The 16,994-nt window shown below is 69.7% G+C and carries 17 protein-coding genes and 1 riboswitch; of the genes, 8 read left to right on the top strand and 9 right to left on the bottom strand.

The window, feature by feature from the left end; all coding sequences use genetic code 11:
• The first annotated feature begins 147 nt into the window (after positions 1–147).
• From ACFT4A_RS25985 to ACFT4A_RS25955, 7 genes are all read left to right on the top strand, one after another.
• Positions 148–900 (top strand): rhomboid family intramembrane serine protease, encoded by a 753-nt coding sequence (locus ACFT4A_RS25985; protein ID WP_382834060.1) that lies wholly within the window; start codon positions 148–150, stop codon positions 898–900.
• Positions 897–1,178: an Lrp/AsnC family transcriptional regulator gene (locus ACFT4A_RS25980; protein ID WP_097216160.1), complete on the top strand. Its 282-nt coding sequence runs from the start codon at positions 897–899 to the stop codon at positions 1,176–1,178. Before ACFT4A_RS25985 ends, ACFT4A_RS25980 begins: the two co-directional genes overlap by 4 nt.
• Before the next feature lie 87 nt (positions 1,179–1,265).
• Entirely contained in the window at positions 1,266–1,577 is a 312-nt protein-coding gene (locus ACFT4A_RS25975; RefSeq protein WP_382834057.1) for a small secreted hydrophilic protein, read from the top strand.
• A complete protein-coding gene (locus tag ACFT4A_RS25970; RefSeq protein WP_382834253.1) occupies positions 1,507–3,018 on the top strand; it encodes an ATP-binding protein in 1,512 nt (503 codons plus the stop codon). Before ACFT4A_RS25975 ends, ACFT4A_RS25970 begins: the two co-directional genes overlap by 71 nt.
• Positions 3,015–3,674 (top strand): response regulator transcription factor, encoded by a 660-nt coding sequence (locus tag ACFT4A_RS25965; RefSeq protein ID WP_215121980.1) that lies wholly within the window; start codon positions 3,015–3,017, stop codon positions 3,672–3,674. The genes ACFT4A_RS25970 and ACFT4A_RS25965 overlap by 4 nt, the downstream gene beginning before the upstream one ends.
• A gap of 77 nt (positions 3,675–3,751) precedes the next feature.
• Positions 3,752–5,167: an SLC13 family permease gene (locus ACFT4A_RS25960; protein WP_382834055.1), complete on the top strand. Its 1,416-nt coding sequence runs from the start codon at positions 3,752–3,754 to the stop codon at positions 5,165–5,167.
• A gap of 10 nt (positions 5,168–5,177) precedes the next feature.
• Complete coding sequence (locus ACFT4A_RS25955; protein WP_382834052.1) at positions 5,178–6,371, top strand: glycerate kinase; 1,194 nt, start codon at positions 5,178–5,180, stop codon at positions 6,369–6,371.
• On the opposite strand, the gene ACFT4A_RS25950 is transcribed toward ACFT4A_RS25955, so the two are convergent.
• The 6 genes from ACFT4A_RS25950 to ACFT4A_RS25925 all read right to left on the bottom strand — a co-directional run bounded on the left by ACFT4A_RS25950 (position 6,326) and on the right by ACFT4A_RS25925 (position 13,409).
• Positions 6,326–7,693 carry an aminotransferase class V-fold PLP-dependent enzyme gene (locus tag ACFT4A_RS25950; RefSeq protein ID WP_382834049.1) on the bottom strand — a complete coding sequence of 456 codons (1,368 nt, stop codon included), beginning with the start codon at positions 7,691–7,693 and terminating at the stop codon, positions 6,326–6,328. The genes ACFT4A_RS25955 and ACFT4A_RS25950 overlap by 46 nt on opposite strands.
• 134 nt (positions 7,694–7,827) lie before the next feature.
• Positions 7,828–7,944: riboswitch (SAM riboswitch) on the bottom strand.
• 74 nt (positions 7,945–8,018) lie between these two features.
• The gene (trpD, locus tag ACFT4A_RS25945) at positions 8,019–9,083 is read right to left on the bottom strand and encodes an anthranilate phosphoribosyltransferase (RefSeq protein ID WP_382834047.1); all 1,065 of its coding nucleotides are present in this window, start codon (positions 9,081–9,083) and stop codon (positions 8,019–8,021) included.
• A gap of 125 nt (positions 9,084–9,208) precedes the next feature.
• Entirely contained in the window at positions 9,209–10,831 is a 1,623-nt protein-coding gene (locus ACFT4A_RS25940) for a cytochrome bc complex cytochrome b subunit (RefSeq protein WP_382834044.1), read from the bottom strand.
• On the bottom strand, positions 10,828–11,898 hold the full coding sequence (locus tag ACFT4A_RS25935) for a Rieske 2Fe-2S domain-containing protein (RefSeq protein WP_382834041.1): 1,071 nt from the start codon (positions 11,896–11,898) through the stop codon (positions 10,828–10,830). The genes ACFT4A_RS25940 and ACFT4A_RS25935 overlap by 4 nt, the downstream gene beginning before the upstream one ends.
• A complete protein-coding gene (locus ACFT4A_RS25930) occupies positions 11,895–12,707 on the bottom strand; it encodes a c-type cytochrome (protein ID WP_184596416.1) in 813 nt (270 codons plus the stop codon). The genes ACFT4A_RS25935 and ACFT4A_RS25930 overlap by 4 nt, the downstream gene beginning before the upstream one ends.
• Positions 12,708–12,788: 81 nt before the next feature.
• Positions 12,789–13,409, bottom strand: coding sequence for a heme-copper oxidase subunit III (locus ACFT4A_RS25925; RefSeq protein WP_328338040.1), 621 nt, complete (start codon positions 13,407–13,409; stop codon positions 12,789–12,791).
• Positions 13,410–13,554: 145 nt separating this feature from the next.
• On the opposite strand from ACFT4A_RS25925, the gene ACFT4A_RS25920 reads away from it, so the two are divergent.
• Positions 13,555–13,956, top strand: coding sequence for a hypothetical protein (locus tag ACFT4A_RS25920; RefSeq protein WP_382834036.1), 402 nt, complete (start codon positions 13,555–13,557; stop codon positions 13,954–13,956).
• A 76-nt stretch (positions 13,957–14,032) separates the two neighbouring features.
• On the opposite strand, the gene ACFT4A_RS25915 is transcribed toward ACFT4A_RS25920, so the two are convergent.
• From ACFT4A_RS25915 to ACFT4A_RS25905, 3 genes are all read right to left on the bottom strand, one after another.
• Positions 14,033–15,295 carry an Ig-like domain-containing protein gene (locus tag ACFT4A_RS25915; RefSeq protein ID WP_382834034.1) on the bottom strand — a complete coding sequence of 421 codons (1,263 nt, stop codon included), beginning with the start codon at positions 15,293–15,295 and terminating at the stop codon, positions 14,033–14,035.
• A gap of 143 nt (positions 15,296–15,438) precedes the next feature.
• Positions 15,439–15,837 (bottom strand): cytochrome c oxidase subunit 4, encoded by a 399-nt coding sequence (locus ACFT4A_RS25910; RefSeq protein ID WP_382834031.1) that lies wholly within the window; start codon positions 15,835–15,837, stop codon positions 15,439–15,441.
• On the bottom strand, positions 15,834–16,994 hold a 1,161-nt coding region (locus ACFT4A_RS25905), incomplete at its 5' end, for a cbb3-type cytochrome c oxidase subunit I (protein ID WP_382834029.1). The genes ACFT4A_RS25905 and ACFT4A_RS25910, both read right to left, overlap by 4 nt.

The following is a 16,994-nucleotide window of genomic DNA, read 5'->3' as shown; positions in this document are numbered from 1 at the left end:
TCTTTCCTTCTAGTGTCCGTGACGCCACCGGCCTCCCCGGTGCGTGTGGCTCGTAACCCTACGGCCTGCGAGGTCCTCGTCGCCTGCGTGTCCACGGCGGCGAGGCGGTCTGTGCGGTTGCGTCCGGTTACGTCATGCTCTGTGTCCATGATCAGCAAGTGGAGCGCCTCGATCGGCCGGGTGAGCGGATCGATCAGGGGGTCGTCGGCGCCGGTGACGTACACACTGATCGCCCTGTGCTGCACCGTCTTCCTGGCCGGGCCCGCCTCGGGCATCGGCCCGGCGTACGGCTCGGGCGACGAGCTGCTCGCCGCGCAGCGGGCCTACTTCCGGCACTGGGGCGTGATTCCCGCAGAACTGTTCGAGGGATCCCCCGGGCCGGCCCTCACTCCGGCGACGGCGCTCTTCGTCCACGGCACCTGGGTGCACCTGCTCGGCAACATGCTCTTCCTCTACGTCTTCGGGGCGATGACCGAGGAGCGGATGGGGCGGGTGCAGTTCACCCTGTTCTACGTCGGCTGCGGCTACCTGGCCCTGCTCGGGTACGCCGTCGCCAACGCGGACTCCGGGCAGCCCCTGGTCGGTGCCTCCGGGGCGATCTCGGCGGTCCTCGGCGCGTTCCTCTACCTGTTTCCCCGTGCCCGGGTGACCAGTCTCCTGCCGTTCCTCTTCTTCCTGCCGGTGCGCTTCCCGGCCTGGGTCGTGCTGCCGTTCTGGGCGGCACTGCAGTGGCTGGCGGCGGGACGGGCCTCGGACGGGCCAGGGGTGGCCTACCTCGCCCACCTGATCGGCTTCGGTCTGGGCTTCTGCTACGCCTCGGTCCGCTACGGCCGTCCCACCGGCCCCACTAGAGTGAAGACCGCCCCTGCTCCGGCCCCCGAGGGAGAGAACCAGCCGTGATCACCGCGATCGTCCTGATCAAGACCAGCGTGGACCGGATCCCCGAGATCGCGGAGTCGATCGCGGCGCTGGACAGCGTCAGCGAGGTCTTCTCCGTCACCGGCACCTACGACCTCATCGCGATGGTCCGGGTGAAGCAGCACGAGGACCTCGCCGAGGTCATCCCCGGCCGGATCAGCAAGATCCCCGGCGTGGAGGGAACGGACACGCACGTGGCGTTCCGTACGTACTCGCAGCACGATCTGGAGGCGGCGTTCTCGATCGGGCTGGACAACTAGGGCCTGCAGGTCTGACCGGCTCCGGATGAAGAGTTCTTCATCCGGGGTTCATCATCCGCCGCGGGTTCCGTCCGCAGGATCGGGCGCATGGCATTCTCCCGTCGTATGGCCGCCCTCTCCGCGGTCGTGCTGATCCCCCTGGGCATCGCGGCGACCAGCTACGCCCTCGCGGACAGCCCCCAGTCGCCGAAGGTCCCGTCCCAGCAGGTGGAGCTGGACAGCGGCACACCCACCCCCACCTCCACGCTCGGGCCCACCCCGAAACCCACGCCTGGCGACGAGGTCGTCTCGCGGCCCCCGGTGACCGACAGCTCAGCGAGTGACGATGATGACGACGACCGCGGCCAGGGCAACGGGGACGACGGACCGGGCGACGACGGGCCCGGCTCCGACAACTGACCCCGGCCGGCGGCGCGTCTCCGCCCGGGTCCGCATCCTGCTCTGGCTGCTGTTCGTGATGGCGGTCGCGCTCGCCTCGGTGGCCATGACCACCCGCTCCTTCCTGCTGCGGGACGTCGACAACCGGATCAACCGCCTGCTCACCCAGGAGACCGGCGAGTTCGCCAACTTCGAGGAACGGGGCGGGGATCCGCAGACGGGCCGCCCCTTCACCGACGCGAACCGGCTGCTGACGGTGTTCCTGGAACGGCAGTACCCCGACGCGGACGAGGAGCTGATCGGCCTGGTCGGCCGGGCGGGCAGCGCCCCCCGGCAGATCCGCCAGCGGCACGACCTGCCCGTCGCCCTGCCCCTGCACCGGGATCCCGCCGCCAAGCGCGCCGTCTTCGACTCGCCCGAGTCCTCCGGGGTGCTGCGGCGGCCGGAGGGCGAGATCCGCTGGGCGAAGGTCACCGTGGCCCAGCAGGGCCGGGCGCCGGACGCCGCGTTCGTCGTGGTCTTCCACCCGGAGCGCGAGCGGGCACGGGTGAACGACATGTTCCGCACGCTGCTCGTCATCTCCGGGGTCGCCCTGCTGCTGACCGTCGGCATCGCCTGGGCGGTCGCCGGGCGGATCCTCAAACCGGTGCGGGTGGTGCGCACCGCGGCGGCGCAGCTCACCGAGCAGGGCCTCACCCGGCGGATCCCGGTGCACGGCAACGACGACATAGCGGCCCTCGCCGAGACGTTCAACGGCATGCTCGACCGGCTGGAGCGGGCCTTCGCCGCCCAGCGCGAGTTCGTCGACGACGCGGGGCACGAACTGCGCACCCCCATCACCATCGTGCGCGGCCATCTGGAACTGATGGGCGACGACCCGGCCGAACGCGAGGAGACGGTCCGGCTGGTCACCGACGAGCTGGACCGGATGAGCCGCATCGTCGAGGACCTGCTGCTCCTCGCCAAGGCCGAACGCCCCGACTTCGTCACCCCCGAGCCGGTCCAGGTCGCCGAACTCACCGCCGACGTCTACGTCAAGGCCCGCACCCTGGGCGAACGCGACTGGCGGCTCGACGGGGTCGCCGACCTGGAGGCCGAGCTGGATCCGCAGCGGATCACCCAGGCCATGGTGCAGCTCGCGCAGAACGCCGTGCAGCACACCACGACCGGCCAGACCATCCGCATCGGCTCCCGCACCGACGGCCCGGACCTGGAGCTGTGGGTGGCCGACTCCGGGCCCGGGGTGCAGCCCCAGGACGCCGAGGTGATCTTCGAACGCTTCCGGCGCGGCACGGCCCGCCGCGGCACCCGGGGCTCCGGCGCGGGCCTCGGGCTGTCCATCGTCAAGGCGATCGCCGAGGGCCACCGGGGCCGGGTACGGCTCTACGGCACGCCCGGTGGCGGCGCCACCTTCGCCCTCGTTCTGCACGCGCCCCGGGCACCGGAAGGGGACCCCTCGTGAACCGCATCCTCATCGTCGAGGACGAGGAGCGCATCGCCTCCTTCGTGGAGAAGGGCCTGCGCTCCAACGGCTTCACCACGACCGTCGTCACCGACGGCGACGCGGGGTACGAGTACGCCCTGACCGGTGGCTTCGACCTCGTCGTCCTGGACATCGGGCTGCCCGGCCGGGACGGCTTCACGATCCTGCGCGAGCTGCGGGAGGCGCGGGTGTCGGTGCCGGTGATCGTGCTGACCGCGCGGGACTCCGTACGGGACACGGTGGCCGGCCTGGAGGGCGGCGCCGACGACTGGATGACCAAGCCGTTCCGCTTCGAGGAGCTGCTCGCCCGGGTACGGCTGAGGCTCCGTACGGCGGCGCGGGCGCCGGAGGTGACGGTGCTCAGGTCGGGCTCCCTGAGCCTCGATCTGCGCACGCGGCGTGCCCGTTCCGGGGAGCGGACGGTCGATCTGACGGCGCGTGAGTTCGTGCTGCTGGAGCTGTTCCTGCGGCATCCCGGGCAGGTGCTTTCGCGGGAGCAGATCCTGTCGCATGTGTGGGGGTACGACTTCGATCCGGGGTCCAACATCGTGGATGTGTATGTGCGGACGCTGCGGAAGAAGCTGGGGGCGGAGCGGGTGGAGACGGTGCGGGGTATGGGGTACCGGGTGCCGTGAACTCCGTTGAGGGCAGGTGAGAACTCCTTCATGCAAGGCTCATGGAGGGCTCACCGCGCTCGCCGAACCTCGATGGCGTGACCCTGAATCTGCGCTCCACCACCGCCCTGTGCCTGGCGCTGTCGTTGTGCGCGCTGCTCGCTGTACCCACGAACTTCCCGGGACTCGGCGGTGACGCCCGTTTCACGCTCGTCGTGTTCGTGTTCGCGACCTGTGCCTGGATCGGGACGTCCATCGACGACACCTATATCGCGCTGGGTGCCGGACTCGCGCTCACGGTGACCGGGGTGATCAGCAGCGACACCCTGTTCGGCACGCTCGGCGATGCCACGGTGTGGCTGCTGATCTGCGCGTTCGTACTGGCGGCGGCGGTGAGCCGGACCGGGCTCGCGGGCCGGGCGGCGGTGTTCCTGGTCAGCGGGGCGCGCACCGTGCGGCAGCTCGTGCACCTGACGACGGCCGCCCTGGTCGTCACGGCGTTCGCGGTGCCCGCCACCTCGGGCCGGGCCGCGCTCGCGCTGCCGGTGTTCCTCGCCCTCGCGAAGGTCCTCGCCGACCGGAAGCGACTGGTGGTGATGCTGGCGTTGCTGTTCCCGACCGTGATCCTTCTGTCGGCGGTGGCGACCCTGATCGGCGCGGGCGCGCATCTGATCACCGTGTCGGTGCTGTGGGAGACGACCGGGCAGCACATCGGCTTCACGGAGTGGCTGCTGCTGGGTCTGCCGCTGGCCGTGGCCTCGTCCCATCTGGCCGCCGAGCTGGTGATGCTGACGACGACCCGGCGGGCGGACCGCCGCGGCCCGGTCAGCATCACCCCCGAGCAGATCCAGGAGCACAGCGAGCAGCCGGTGACCGGCCCCTGGAGCCAGGCCGAGAAGCGCTGCGCCCTGCTCCTGGCCACGGTGGTGCTGCTGTGGTGCAGTGAGCCGCTGCACCGGGTGCCGCCCGCCCTGGTCGCGCTGATCGGTGCCGTCATCGCCTCCTCCCCCGCCCTCGGCACCGTCCGTCTGAAGGACGCGCTGAAGACCGTCCCCTGGTCGCTGCTGCTGTTCATGGCGGCGACGATGGCGATGGGCGTCGCGCTCGCCGACTCGGGAGCCGCGAAGTGGCTGGTCTCGGGGCTGCCGACGGGCGAATCGCCGGTGCTGTTCCTCGCGATCGTGATCGCCGTCAGTACGGCGGCCCACCTGGTCCTGCAGTCCCGCTCGGCCCGTTCGTCGGTCCTGGTCCCGCTGGTCGTGGCCGCCGCGGTCGGCGTCGGCGTCAACCCGGTCGCCGCCGCGCTCGCCTCCACCGCCGCCGCCGGCTTCTGCCACACCCTGCCCGCCTCGGCCAAGCCGGTCACGCTCTTCGCGCAGCTCCCCGGCACTCCCACCTACACCCCGCGCGACCTGCTGCGGCTGTCCGCGTTGCTGGCCCCGCTGACCGCCGTGCTCGTCCTGCTCTTCGCCGTCGCGGTGTGGCCGCTGCTCGGCGTGTCCGTCACCCGTTAAGGAGCCCTCCATGCTGACCCGTGTCGTCGTAGCCCCCAGCGGCTTCAAGGAGTCCCTGTCCGCGGAGGCGGCGGCCGACGCCATCGCCGCGGGTGTCCGCCGTGTCCTGCCCGACGCCGAGATCGACCTGGTTCCGCTGGTGGACGGCGGCGAGGGCACGGCCGTCGCACTGGCCGCCGCGACCGGCGGCCGGCTCGTCACCGTGCCCGCCACCGGCCCCGTCGGGGAGACCATCGGCGCCCCTTTCGCCCTGCTGGGCTCCGGGGACACGGCGGTGGTGGAGATGGCGGCGGTCGCGGGCCTCTCCCTCGTCCCGCGCGACCAGCGCGACCCGGGCGCCACCACCACCTACGGCGTCGGCGAACTGATCCGCTCCGCGCTCGACCGGGGCGTCCGGCGGATCCTCGTCGGCTGCGGCGACTCGGGCACCTCGGACGGCGGCGCGGGCGCGCTCCAGGCGCTCGGGGCCCGGCTCCTGGACGAGGAGGGCCGGGAACTGCCGTACGGAGGAGCCGCGTTGACGCGTCTGCACCGCATCGATCCGCGGGGCCTGGACTCCCGGCTGGCGGACGTGGAACTGCTGGTGGCCTGCAACCCCTACAACGTGCTGTGCGGCGAGCGGGGCGTCGCCCGGGTCTTCGGCCCGCAGAAGGGCGCGACGCCGGTTCAGGTCGAGGAGCTGTCGGCCGGCCTGGAGAACTGGGCCTTCGTCCTCACCCGCGATGTCGCCGTCCCGGACACCAACCTCCGCCACGGTCCCGGAACCGGAGCCTCCGGCGGTCTGGGAGCCGGCCTCGCCGCCCTGGGCGCCCGGCTCCTCCCCCGCTTCGACGTGCTGCTGGACCATCTCGACCTGGACGCCCGCCTGGCCCGCGCCGATCTGGTCGTCACCGCCGAGGGCGCCCTGGACCACCAGACACCGCGCGGCAAGGTCCCCGCCGAGGTGGCCCGCCGGGCCAAGCTCCACGGCCGCCCGGTCCTGGCCCTCGCGGGCACGCTCGGCGAGGGCGCGCGCGAGGTGCCGGGCGTGGACGCGTTCAGCGGCATCCTGCCGGCTCCGATGGCCCTGGCGGAGGCCCTGGTGCGGGCCTCCGAACTCCTCACGGACGCGACCGAACGCGCCCTGGGGATGATCCTGCTGGGCGCCCGGCTACCGGCTCAGGCGGAGGTGTCCGGGACGCAACGGCCGTCCTCCGTGCGGTAGTTCCACCGCGCGCCGTCCTGGACCAGCTCCTTGACGGCGCTGACGAACCGCTCGACGTGCTCGTCGGGCGTGCCCGCGCCGAAGCTCACCCGGATGGCGTTGAGGGACTTCTCGCCGGGAGCCGCCTCCGGTGCGCCGCACTCGCCCTGGGTCTGCGGGTCGCTGCCCAGCAGGGTCCGCAGGAGGGGGTGGGCGCAGAACAGCCCGTCCCGCACCCCGATGCCGTACTCGGCGGAGAGGGCGGCGGCGAAGTGGGAGCTGTTCCAGCCCTCGACGACGAAGGAGATGACGCCGACGCGCGGGGCGTCGTCGCCGAAGAGGGAGAGGACCCGGACCTCCGGCACCTCGGCGAGGCCCGTACGCACCTTCTCGATCAGGTACTGCTCGCGCGCGACCAGGTTGTCGAACCCGGCCTCGGTGAGCGCCGCGCAGGCGGAGGCGATGGAGTAGGCACCGATGACGTTCGGGGAGCCGGCCTCGTGACGGGCGGCGCTCTCGTGCCACTCCACGTCGACGCCGCCGTCCGTACGCCGCGCCACCTTGCGCGAGGCACCGCCGCCCGCGAGGTACGGGTCCGCCTCGCGCAGCCAGTCGGACCGGCCGGCCAGGACGCCGGAGCCGAAGGGCGCGTACAGCTTGTGCCCGGAGAAGGCGACCCAGTCGACGTCGAGGTCCGCGACGGACACCGGGTGGTGCGGGGCCAGCTGCGCGGCGTCCAGCACGATCCGGGCACCGTGGGCGTGCGCGGCCGCCGCGAGTTCCCGTACGGGCCACAGCTCGCCGGTGACGTTCGAGGCGCCGGTGACGCAGACGAGGGCCGGTCCGTAGGGCTCGCGGTCGGCGAGGGCGCGCTCCAGGGTCTCGACGGCCTGGCTCGGGCTGCTCGGGGCGTCCAGGTAGGTGACGCGCGCGTTCCGCCACGGCAGCAGGGAGGCGTGGTGCTCGGTCTCGAAGACGAACACCTGGCAGTCGGCCGGGAGCGCGGCGGCGAGGAGGTTCAGGGAGTCGGTGGTGGACCGGGTGAACACCACCTGGTCGCCGTCCCGGCAGCCGAGGAACTCCGCGACGGTCCGCCGGGCGTTCTCGAAGAGGTCGGTCGACAGCTGGGACAGGTACCCGGCACCGCGGTGGACGCTGCCGTAGTACGGCGCGTAGGCGGCGACGTCGTCCCAGACGCGCTGGAGCGCCGGGGCGCTGGCGGCGTAGTCGAGCGCGGCGTAGGTGACCTCGCCGCCGGTCACGAGCGGCACGGTGACATCCCGGCCGAGAACGGGCAGCGAGGCACAAACGGACTGGTCGGCGGCAGCGGTGGAGACAGACATGGCGGAACTCCCGTGAAGGCAGGCTGAATCCGCCCGCGAGCGCGTACGGCTCAAGCGGGGGGTGAAGGAAGAAGGGGGTGCGGAGGCGGGGCTCTGCGGCCCTATCGCATTCGCTGGTTCACGAGAAACTCCTCGTCACGCGCTTGCCACAGACCTCGCTGCCTACGGCCTGGTCTTCACCCGGGGCACCCCGCCACGGACGGAGGGTTGCCGGACAGTCGGCCGGGGCCTCATGACTGTCACTCATGACCTGATCAGGAAAGTACGCGAAAAGATCGGCGTCCCGCAACCCGAGTCCGGATCGCGGGACGCCGTACGCATTCCGCTAGGCGTTGCTCGCGGCCACCCAGCGCTCCAGGGTCCGCTTCGCGGCCCCCGAGTCGATCGACTCCGCGGCCTTCGCCATCCCGGCACGGACCTGGTCGGCCAGGGGCGCCGCCGTGGGCTCCAGAGCCACCAGCGCGGCCGCCGAGTTCAGCAGGACCGCGTCGCGGACCGGCCCGGTCTCGCCCTCCAGCAGGCGGCGGGCGACCTCGGCGTTGTAGGAGGCGTCCGCGCCGCGCAGGGCCTCCACGGGGACCAGTTCGAGGCCCACGTCACGCGGGTCGAAGGGCTCCTCGGTGACCGTGCCGTCCCGGACGATCCACACCCGGGAGGTGGCCGTGGTGGTCAGTTCGTCCAGGCCGTCGTCGCCCCGGAAGACCAGGGACGAGTTGCCGCGCTCGGCGAAGACGCCCGCGACGATCGGCGCCATGCGCGGGTCCGCCACACCGACGGCCTGGGAGCGCACCCGGGCCGGGTTGGTCAGCGGGCCGAGCGCGTTGAACACCGTACGGATGCCCAGCTGGCCGCGGGCCGCGCCCGCGTGGCGCAGGGCCGGGTGGAACTTCACCGCGAAGCAGAAGGTGATCCCTGCCTCGTCGGCGACCTCCGCGACGCGGTGCAGCGGCAGCTCCAGATTGACCCCGAGCTTCTCCAGCACGTCGGAGGCCCCGGACGCCGAGGACGCGGCGCGGTTGCCGTGCTTGACGACCTTGGCGCCCGTGCCGGCGACGACGATCGAGGACATCGTGGAGATGTTGACCGTCTTGGCGCCGTCACCGCCCGTGCCGACGATGTCGACCGTCGCCCCGGGCACCTCGATCACATTGGCGTGCGCGTACATCGTCCGGACGAGGCCGTTGATCTCCTCGACGGTCTCGCCCTTGGCCCGCAGGGCCACCACGAAGCCCGCGATCTGCGCCTCGGTCGCCTCGCCGCGCATGATCAGGTCCATCGCCCAGGCGGTGTCGTCCGCGCTCAGGTGCCTGCCGTCCAGCAGGCCGTTCAGCAGGGCGGGCCAGGAGCGGCCCGCCGCGGTGTCGCCTCCAGCGGGGGTCACAGCGCTCATCAGCCGCTCCTGGGTCGTCGTACGTCACGTAAAAGCAGTGGTCCCACCCTATCCAGCCCCGGGCACCACGAAGGGCCCCGTCCGAACACCGGACGAGGCCCTTCTGTGGCGTGGCGAAGCAGCGATCAGTGGTGGCCGTGGCCGCTCGTGATCTCCCGGTACTCCTCGGCGGTGGGCTTGGGGATCTGGGCCCCCTCGCCGTAGTAGGACTCGCTGAGCTTGGCGCGCAGCTTCTCGGAGCCCTTCACCTTGCGCTCGACACCGTTCTCGTCGGTCGTCGCACCGATCTCGGCCGGCTGGTACTGCTCGTGCGCGGTGAGCGTGTACATCTGCTCCTGGCTGAGCGGCTCGTGCACCTCGATGAACTCACCGTGCGGCAGGCGCTTGATGATGCCCGACTCACGGCCGTGCAGCACCTTCTCCTTGTCCCGGCGCTGCAGGCCGAGACAGATGCGCTTGGTGACGATGAACGCGAGGACCGGTCCGAGGAAGAACCCGATCCGGACGAACCAGGTGACCGAGTTGATCGACAGATGGAAGTGCGTGGCGACGATGTCGTTGCCGCCGCCGATCAGCATGATGATGTAGCCGGTGATCCAGGCGACACCCACACCGGTGCGGGTCGGGGCGTTGCGCGGGCGGTCCAGGATGTGGTGCTCGCGCTTGTCCCCGGTGACCCACGACTCGATGAACGGGTAGAGGGCGATGATCCCGAGGAAGACACCGAAGAGCACCAGCGGGATGAACACGCCCAGGACGAGCGTGTGGCCCCAGAAGTTGACCTCCCAGCCCGGCATCGCACGGATCAGACCCTCGGCGAAGCCCATGTACCAGTCGGGCTGGGCACCGGTCGACACCTGGTCGGGACGGTAGGGGCCCAGGACCCAGATCGGGTTGATCGTCGCGATGCCGGCGAGGGCCGCGATGACACCGAAGACCAGGAAGAAGAAGCCTCCGGCCTTGGCCATGTAGACCGGCAGCAGCGGCATGCCGACGACGTTCTTGTTGGTCCGTCCGGGACCCGCGAACTGGGTGTGCTTGTGGTAGAAGACCAGGATCAGGTGGCCGACCACGAGCCCGAGCATGATGCCCGGCAGCAGCAGGATGTGGATCGAGTAGAACCGGGCGACGAAGTCGGTGCCCGGGAACTCCCCGCCGAACAGGAACATCGAGATGTACGTGCCCACGATCGGCACGGACAGGATCGCGCCCTGCGTGAAGCGGACACCGGTGCCGGAGAGCAGGTCGTCCGGGAGCGAGTAGCCGGTGAAGCCGGTGAACATGCCCAGGACGAACAGCAGGAAGCCGAACATCCAGTTGATCTCGCGCGGCTTGCGGAACGCGCCGGTGAAGAAGACGCGCATCATGTGCACGAACATGCCGGCGAGGAAGATGATCGCCGCCCAGTGGTGGATCTGCCGGATCAGCAGACCGCCGCGGACGTCGAAGCTGATGTCCAGGGTGGAGGCGAAGGCCTCCGACATCAGCTGCCCCTGGAGCGGGACGTAACTGCCGTGGTACTCCACCTCGTTCATCGACGGGTGGAAGAACAGCGTCAGATACACACCCGTGAGGATGATGATGATGAAGCTGTAGAGGCAGATCTCACCCAGCATGAAGGACCAGTGGTCCGGGAAGATCTTGCGCATGTTGGCCTTGGCCAGGGAGTAGATCCCGAGGCGGCCGTCGGCCCAGTCGGCGACCCGCTCACCCGCGGGTGCCTTGCGGCGTTCTTGTGCAGTGCTCATCCGCGCTCCCAGAAAGCAGGGCCGACGGGCTCGTCGAAGTCGCCGAGCGCCTCAAGATAGCCCTCGTCGTTCACGCCGATGCGGAGCTGCGGCAGGGCGTGACCGGCGGGACCGAAGATCACTCGGGCACCGTCGGAGAGGTCGAAGGTGGACTGGTGGCAGGGGCAGAGCACGTGGTGCGTCTGCTGCTCGTACAGGGAGATCGGGCAACCGACGTGGGTGCAGATCTTCGAGTACGCGACGATGCCCTCGTGCGACCACTCGAGCTCGCGCTTGTCCTTGATGTTCTCCGGCTGGATCCGGACGATCATCAGGGCGGCCTTGGCGATCTCGTTCTGGAAGTCGTGGTCGTGCTCCTCCAGGCCCTCGGGCTTGGCGAAGGTCAGCGAACCGACCGCGACGTCGGAGGGACGCAGCGGCTCGTCCGTGTTCATGTTGACGAGCAGCTTGCCCTTGGACCACAGCGTGTGGCGGAGCTTGGTGCCGGGCAGCGGGCCGAGGTCGCGCAGCAGCACGACGCCGGAGAGCGGCACCAGCGTGAGCGCGCCGAGCATGGTGTTGCGGATCAGCTTGCGGCGGCCGAGCGCCGACTCCTTGGCGCCCTGCTTGAAGTCCGCGAAGACCTTCTCGCGGACCTCGGGCGTCGCCGCGATCGCGTGCCGCTCGTCGGCGACCTCCACGTCGGACATCAGGGTGCGCGCCCAGTGGACGGCGCCCGCGCCGATGCAGAACAGCGCGATGCCGAGCGTCATGCCCAGCGCGAAGTTCAGCGCGCTGATGTGACCCAGCGGGAAGATGAAGACCGACTTGTCGACCGGGATCGCCACGAACGCGGCGATGAAGGCGACGGTGGCCAGCATCGACACCGTGAACAGCAGGGCGACCGTACGCTCGGACCGCTTGGCGGCCCGCTCGTCGATGTCCTGGACCCGGTGCTCGTGGGGAGGCAGGCCCGGGTCCGCGAACGGGTGCTTCTCGTCCGGGACGCTCACCGCGTCGTGCCCGTGCTCGTCACGTCCCGCGTGCTCGGCGGGCAGGTTCTCTTCTGGAATGTCTTGGCTACTCATGACTTCTTGGCCTTTGCGGTCCGGGCGGCGACCCACACGGCGACGGCGATCAGTCCGCCGAGACCGAAGATCCAGCCGAACAGGCCCTCGCTGACCGGCCCGAGGCCGCCGAGCTCGAGGCCGCCGGGGCTCTCGGTCTTGTCGCTGTTGACCGCGTCGAGGTAAGCGATGATGTCCTTCTTGTTCTTCTCCGACAGCGTGGTGTCGGGGAAGGACGGCATGTTCTGCGGGCCGGTCTGCATGGCCTCGTAGAGGTGCTTCGCGGAGACGCCCTCGAGGGTCGGCGCGTACTTGCCGTGCGTCAGCGCACCGCCCTTGCCGGTGAAGTTGTGGCACTGCGCGCAGTTGGTGCGGAACAGCTCACCGCCCTTGGCGATGTCGGCGCCCTCGGGGCCGTACTGCTCCTCCGTCGGGACGGACGGACCGGCGCCCAGCGAGGCGATGTACGCCGCGAGCTGGTCGATCTCGGCCTGCGAGTAGATGTTCTTCTTCGCCGGGACCTGCGGGCCCTGCGAGGTGGCGGCCGGCATACGGCCCGTGCCCACCTGGAAGTCGACGGCCGCGGCGCCCACACCCACCAGGCTCGGCCCGTCGGAGGTGCCCTGACCGCCGGTGCCGTGGCAACTGGCGCAACCGACCGAGTAGAGCTTCTTGCCCTCCTCGATGGTGAGGGACTGGGCGGTTTCGTCGGCCTTCGCCGGGCTCGTCGGTGCGAACACGGCATACAGCCCCCCGGTGCATGCCAGCGCGAGGAGTAGGACGACGAGCGCCGCCAGCGGGTGGCGTCGTCGTGCGGAGAGCTTTTTCACGGATTACCCCGGTGTCAGGATCTTCTGCGTCGATGCTTCTGGGATGCGTGCTTCGTCGGGCACGCGTGGATGCGGGCCCTGCTACTTGATCATGTAGATCGTGGCGAAGAGGCCGATCCAGACGACATCGACGAAGTGCCAGTAGTAGGACACGACGATCGCGGCGGTCGCCTGCTCATGGGTGAACCTGCTGGCCGCGTAGGTCCGGCCGAGGACCAGCAGGAAGGCGATGAGACCGCCCGTCACGTGCAGGCCGTGGAAGCCGGTGGTCAGGTAGAACACCGAGCCGTAGGGGTCGGAGGACAGGGACAGGCCCGCCTCCTTGACCAGCTCCGTGTACTCGAGGACCTGACCGCCGATGAAGATCGCACCCATCACGAAGGTGACGATGAACCACATCCGGAGCTTCTTCACATCACCGCGCTCGGCGGCGAAGACGCCGAGCTGGCAGGTGAGGGAGGAAAGCACCAGGATGGTGGTGTTCGCCGCCGAGAACGGGAAGTTGAGATGGCCGGCCATCTCCTTCCAGTGATCGGGACCCGTCACCGATCGCAGGGTGAAGTACATCGCGAAGAGGGCCGCGAAGAACATCAGCTCGGAACTCAACCAGATGATGGTTCCGACGCTGGTGAGGTTCGGCCGATTGACCGACGGGTGCGCGTGCCCGGTTTCTGCTGTCGTTGCTGTCGCCACGACCGACATTATGTCGGTCGCTTATCCCGCCCTCACTCCGGGGGGTGCCGTTCGGAGTGTCTCTGCCTGTCGTACCGGTGTTGACGTGGTGTTCAAGGGAGTAGCATCCCGCCCATCGGGCCTGTCCTTACGACGCTGACGTCACGGAGGAACAATGCAGCCGACCGCCACGGTGCTGGTCTACAGCGACGACTCCAACACCCGCGAGCAGGTGCGGCTCGCCACGGGACGGCGGCCGGCGCCGGACGTCCCGGTGGTGGAGTTCCTGGAGTGCGCGACCCCGGCCGCGGTGCTCAAGGAGCTGGACCGGGGTGGGATCGATGTCTGTGTGCTGGACGGGGAGGCCGTGCCGATGGGGGGCATGGGGCTCTGCCGGCAGATCAAGGACGAGGTGTTCGAATGCCCGCCGGTGCTGCTGCTGATCGGGCGGCCGCAGGATGCGTGGCTGGCCACCTGGAGTCGGGCCGAGAGTGCGGTGACCCTGCCGGTGGAGCCGGTGGAGTTCGCGGCCGCCCTGGCCGCTTTGCTGCGGGAGAAGAAGGCTTTGAACGCCTAGGGGCTCGGTTCGACCTGTTGTGTGGCGTGTGCGGGTGTGTGGGGGCTGTTCGCGCAGTTCCCCGCGCCCCTTCAGGTCAGATGCTCTGAGGGCGTAGACGGGCCCTGTCGGCCTCTGCGGGGCCGTCCGGGGTGCCGCCCAGGAGGGCGCTGCCTGTGCGCCACTTCTGCCAGTCGAGGTTCCAGTCGCCGAAACCGTTGCCGAAGGGGGCCATGGTGTCGCCGCCGGAGTTGATGACCTTGACGATGTCGCCCTCGCGTACGGTGTCGTAGAACCACGCGGCGTTCTCGGTGCTCATGCCCGTGCAGCCGTGGCTGACGTTGGCGGCTCCCTGGGAGCCGACCGACCAGGGGGCGGCGTGGACGTACTCGCCGCTGTTGGTGACGCGGACGGAGTGGTGGACGATCAGGTCGTAGAAGTCCGAGGCGCCGATGCTGGCACTGGTCATGCGGACGGTGCCTTCCTTGGCCAGGACGACCTTGACGCCGTTGCGGGTGTCGTAGCCCGGCATACCCGTGGTCACCGGTATCTGGCGGATGATCTCGTCGTTCTTGTAGACCGTCATCTGGTGGGCGCCGGCGTCCGTGACGGCTATGAGCTTGTCGGCGGTGCTGATCGTCAGCGGCTTGGCCTTGCCGCCGCCCCAGAGGCGGTCGCCGATCTTGATGCCCTCCAGGTTGCTGCGGACCTGGACGGTGGCCTGTGCGGGCCAGTAGTCCTTCGGGCGGTAGTGGAGCTTCTTGTCGTCCACCCAGTGCCAGGCGCCGTCCACCGCGGGCATGGAGGAGACCTTGAGCGCGCGTTCGACGACGGCCCGCTGGGCCCTGTCCTTGACGGGCCGGCTCAGTTCGGCGGTGACGGGCTGGCCGACGCCGTAGGTGCCCGCCTTGGGGCCGAAGGCGACGTCCAGGCGCTTCTTGGTGGTGGGCTTGCCGGTGTCGAAGGTGAGGACCTTGCGGCCGGGCGCCCCGTCCTCGTCCTCGGTGCTCACCCGGACGGTGTAGCCGGCGTTGGCGGCGAGCGGTGCGGTGCTGTGCCAGCGGCTGCCGTCGGCGGCGAGTTCGCCCGCCAGGTGGCGTCCGGCGGCGTCGTAGGCCGTGACGTCCGTGATGCGCCCGTCGGAGTCCTCGGCGACCACTTCCAGGGGCTTGTCCGGGTCGGCCTTCTCACGGCCCTCGGAGGGGCCGTTGAAGGAGATCTGGTCCGCCGCGTCGTAGGGGCGGTGGGAGAGCGGGTTGCCGTCCGAGCCGCAGGCGGTGATGACGCCCGCGCTGAGGGCGATCACCAGCAGCGTGCAACTGACGACGGTGCGGGGCCGGGATATCGCTGTGTGGCTCATGACCTCACGCTAGGAAGGCCCGTCAACAGCGGCACGCCGAGTGAATCGTACGAGTGACAGATATTGCGGCAGAAAGACGGCAGAAAGCAGGGGCCCGGACGCTCCTGTCGGAGTGTCCGGGCCCCTGAAGCGCTCGGCGCGTATTACTGGGTGCGGTTCTCACCGCGGTAGTACTCGAAGACCCAGCCCCAGATGCCGATCAGGACGATCGGCAGCGAGAAGTACAGCAGCCACCAGCCGATGGCGACCGACAGGAAGGCCAGGGCGCCGCCGATGGCCAGCGAGAGCGGCTGCCAGCTGTGCGGGCTGAAGAACCCGACCTCGCCGGCGTCGTCCGCGACGTCCGCCTCCTTGTTGTCCTGTGCGCCCACGTCGACCCGCTTGGCCGTGAAGCCGAGGTAGAAGCCGATCATGATGCACAGGCCGAAGGTCAGGAAGAGGGCCGTGGTGCCGGCCGGCTCCTTCGACCACACGCCATAGACGACCGCCATGACGAGGACGAAGAAGCTCAGCCACATGAACATCTTGCCCTGGATCTTCACTTGCCGGCCTCCTTGCCGCCGGCGAGGGCCTTCTCGCCGTGCCCCGCGTTCTCGAGCTGGTCGAGAGCGGCGATCTCCGGGTGGTGCAGGTCGAACGCCGGGGATTCACTGCGGATCCGCGGCATGGTGATGAAGTTGTGCCGCGGCGGCGGGCAGGAGGTGGCCCACTCCAGGGAGCGGCCGTAGCCCCACGGGTCGTCGACCTCGACCGGCTTGCCGTACTTGGCCGTCTTCCACACGTTGTAGAAGAACGGCAGGATCGACATGCCGAGCAGGAACGAGCTGATCGTCGAGATCGTGTTCAGCGCGGTGAAGCCGTCGGCCGCGAGGTAGTCCGCGTAACGACGCGGCATGCCCTCGGCACCCAGCCAGTGCTGGACCAGGAACGTGCCGTGGAAGCCGATGAACAGCGTCCAGAAGGTGATCTTGCCGAGGCGCTCGTCCAGCATCTTGCCGGTCCACTTCGGCCACCAGAAGTGGAAGCCGGAGAACATCGCGAAGACCACGGTGCCGAAGACGACGTAGTGGAAGTGCGCGACCACGAAGTACGAGTCGGAGACGTGGAAGTCCATCGGCGGCGAGGCCAGGATGACACCGGTCAGACCACCGAAGGTGAAGGTGATCAGGAAGCCGGTCGCCCAGAGCATCGGTGTCTCGAAGGACAACGAGCCCTTCCACATGGTGCCGATCCAGTTGAAGAACTTCACACCGGTCGGGACCGCGATCAGGAAGGTCATGAACGAGAAGAACGGCAACAGCACACCGCCGGTGACGTACATGTGGTGCGCCCACACCGTCACGGACAGACCCGCGATCGCGATCGTCGCCCCGATCAGACCCGTGTAACCGAACATCGGCTTACGCGAGAAGACCGGAATGACCTCGGAGATGATGCCGAAGAACGGCAGCGCGATGATGTACACCTCTGGATGGCCGAAGAACCAGAAGAGGTGCTGCCAGAGCAACGCCCCGCCGTTGGCGGAGTCGAAGACATGGGCGCCGAACTTGCGGTCCGCCTCCAGGGCGAACAGCGCGGCCGCGAGGACCGGGAAGGCGAGCAGGACCAGCACACCGGTCAGCAGCACGTTCCACACGAAGATCGGCATGCGGAACATCGTCATGCCCGGGGCGCGCATGCAGATGATCGTGGTGATGAA

The sequence above is a fragment of the Streptomyces sp. NPDC057099 genome, assembly GCF_042671245.1.
In the GTDB taxonomy this organism is placed as follows: domain Bacteria; phylum Actinomycetota; class Actinomycetes; order Streptomycetales; family Streptomycetaceae; genus Streptomyces; species Streptomyces purpurascens.
Note: the sequence above shows the minus strand (reverse complement) of the source record. Positions and strands in the feature narration are given on the sequence as shown.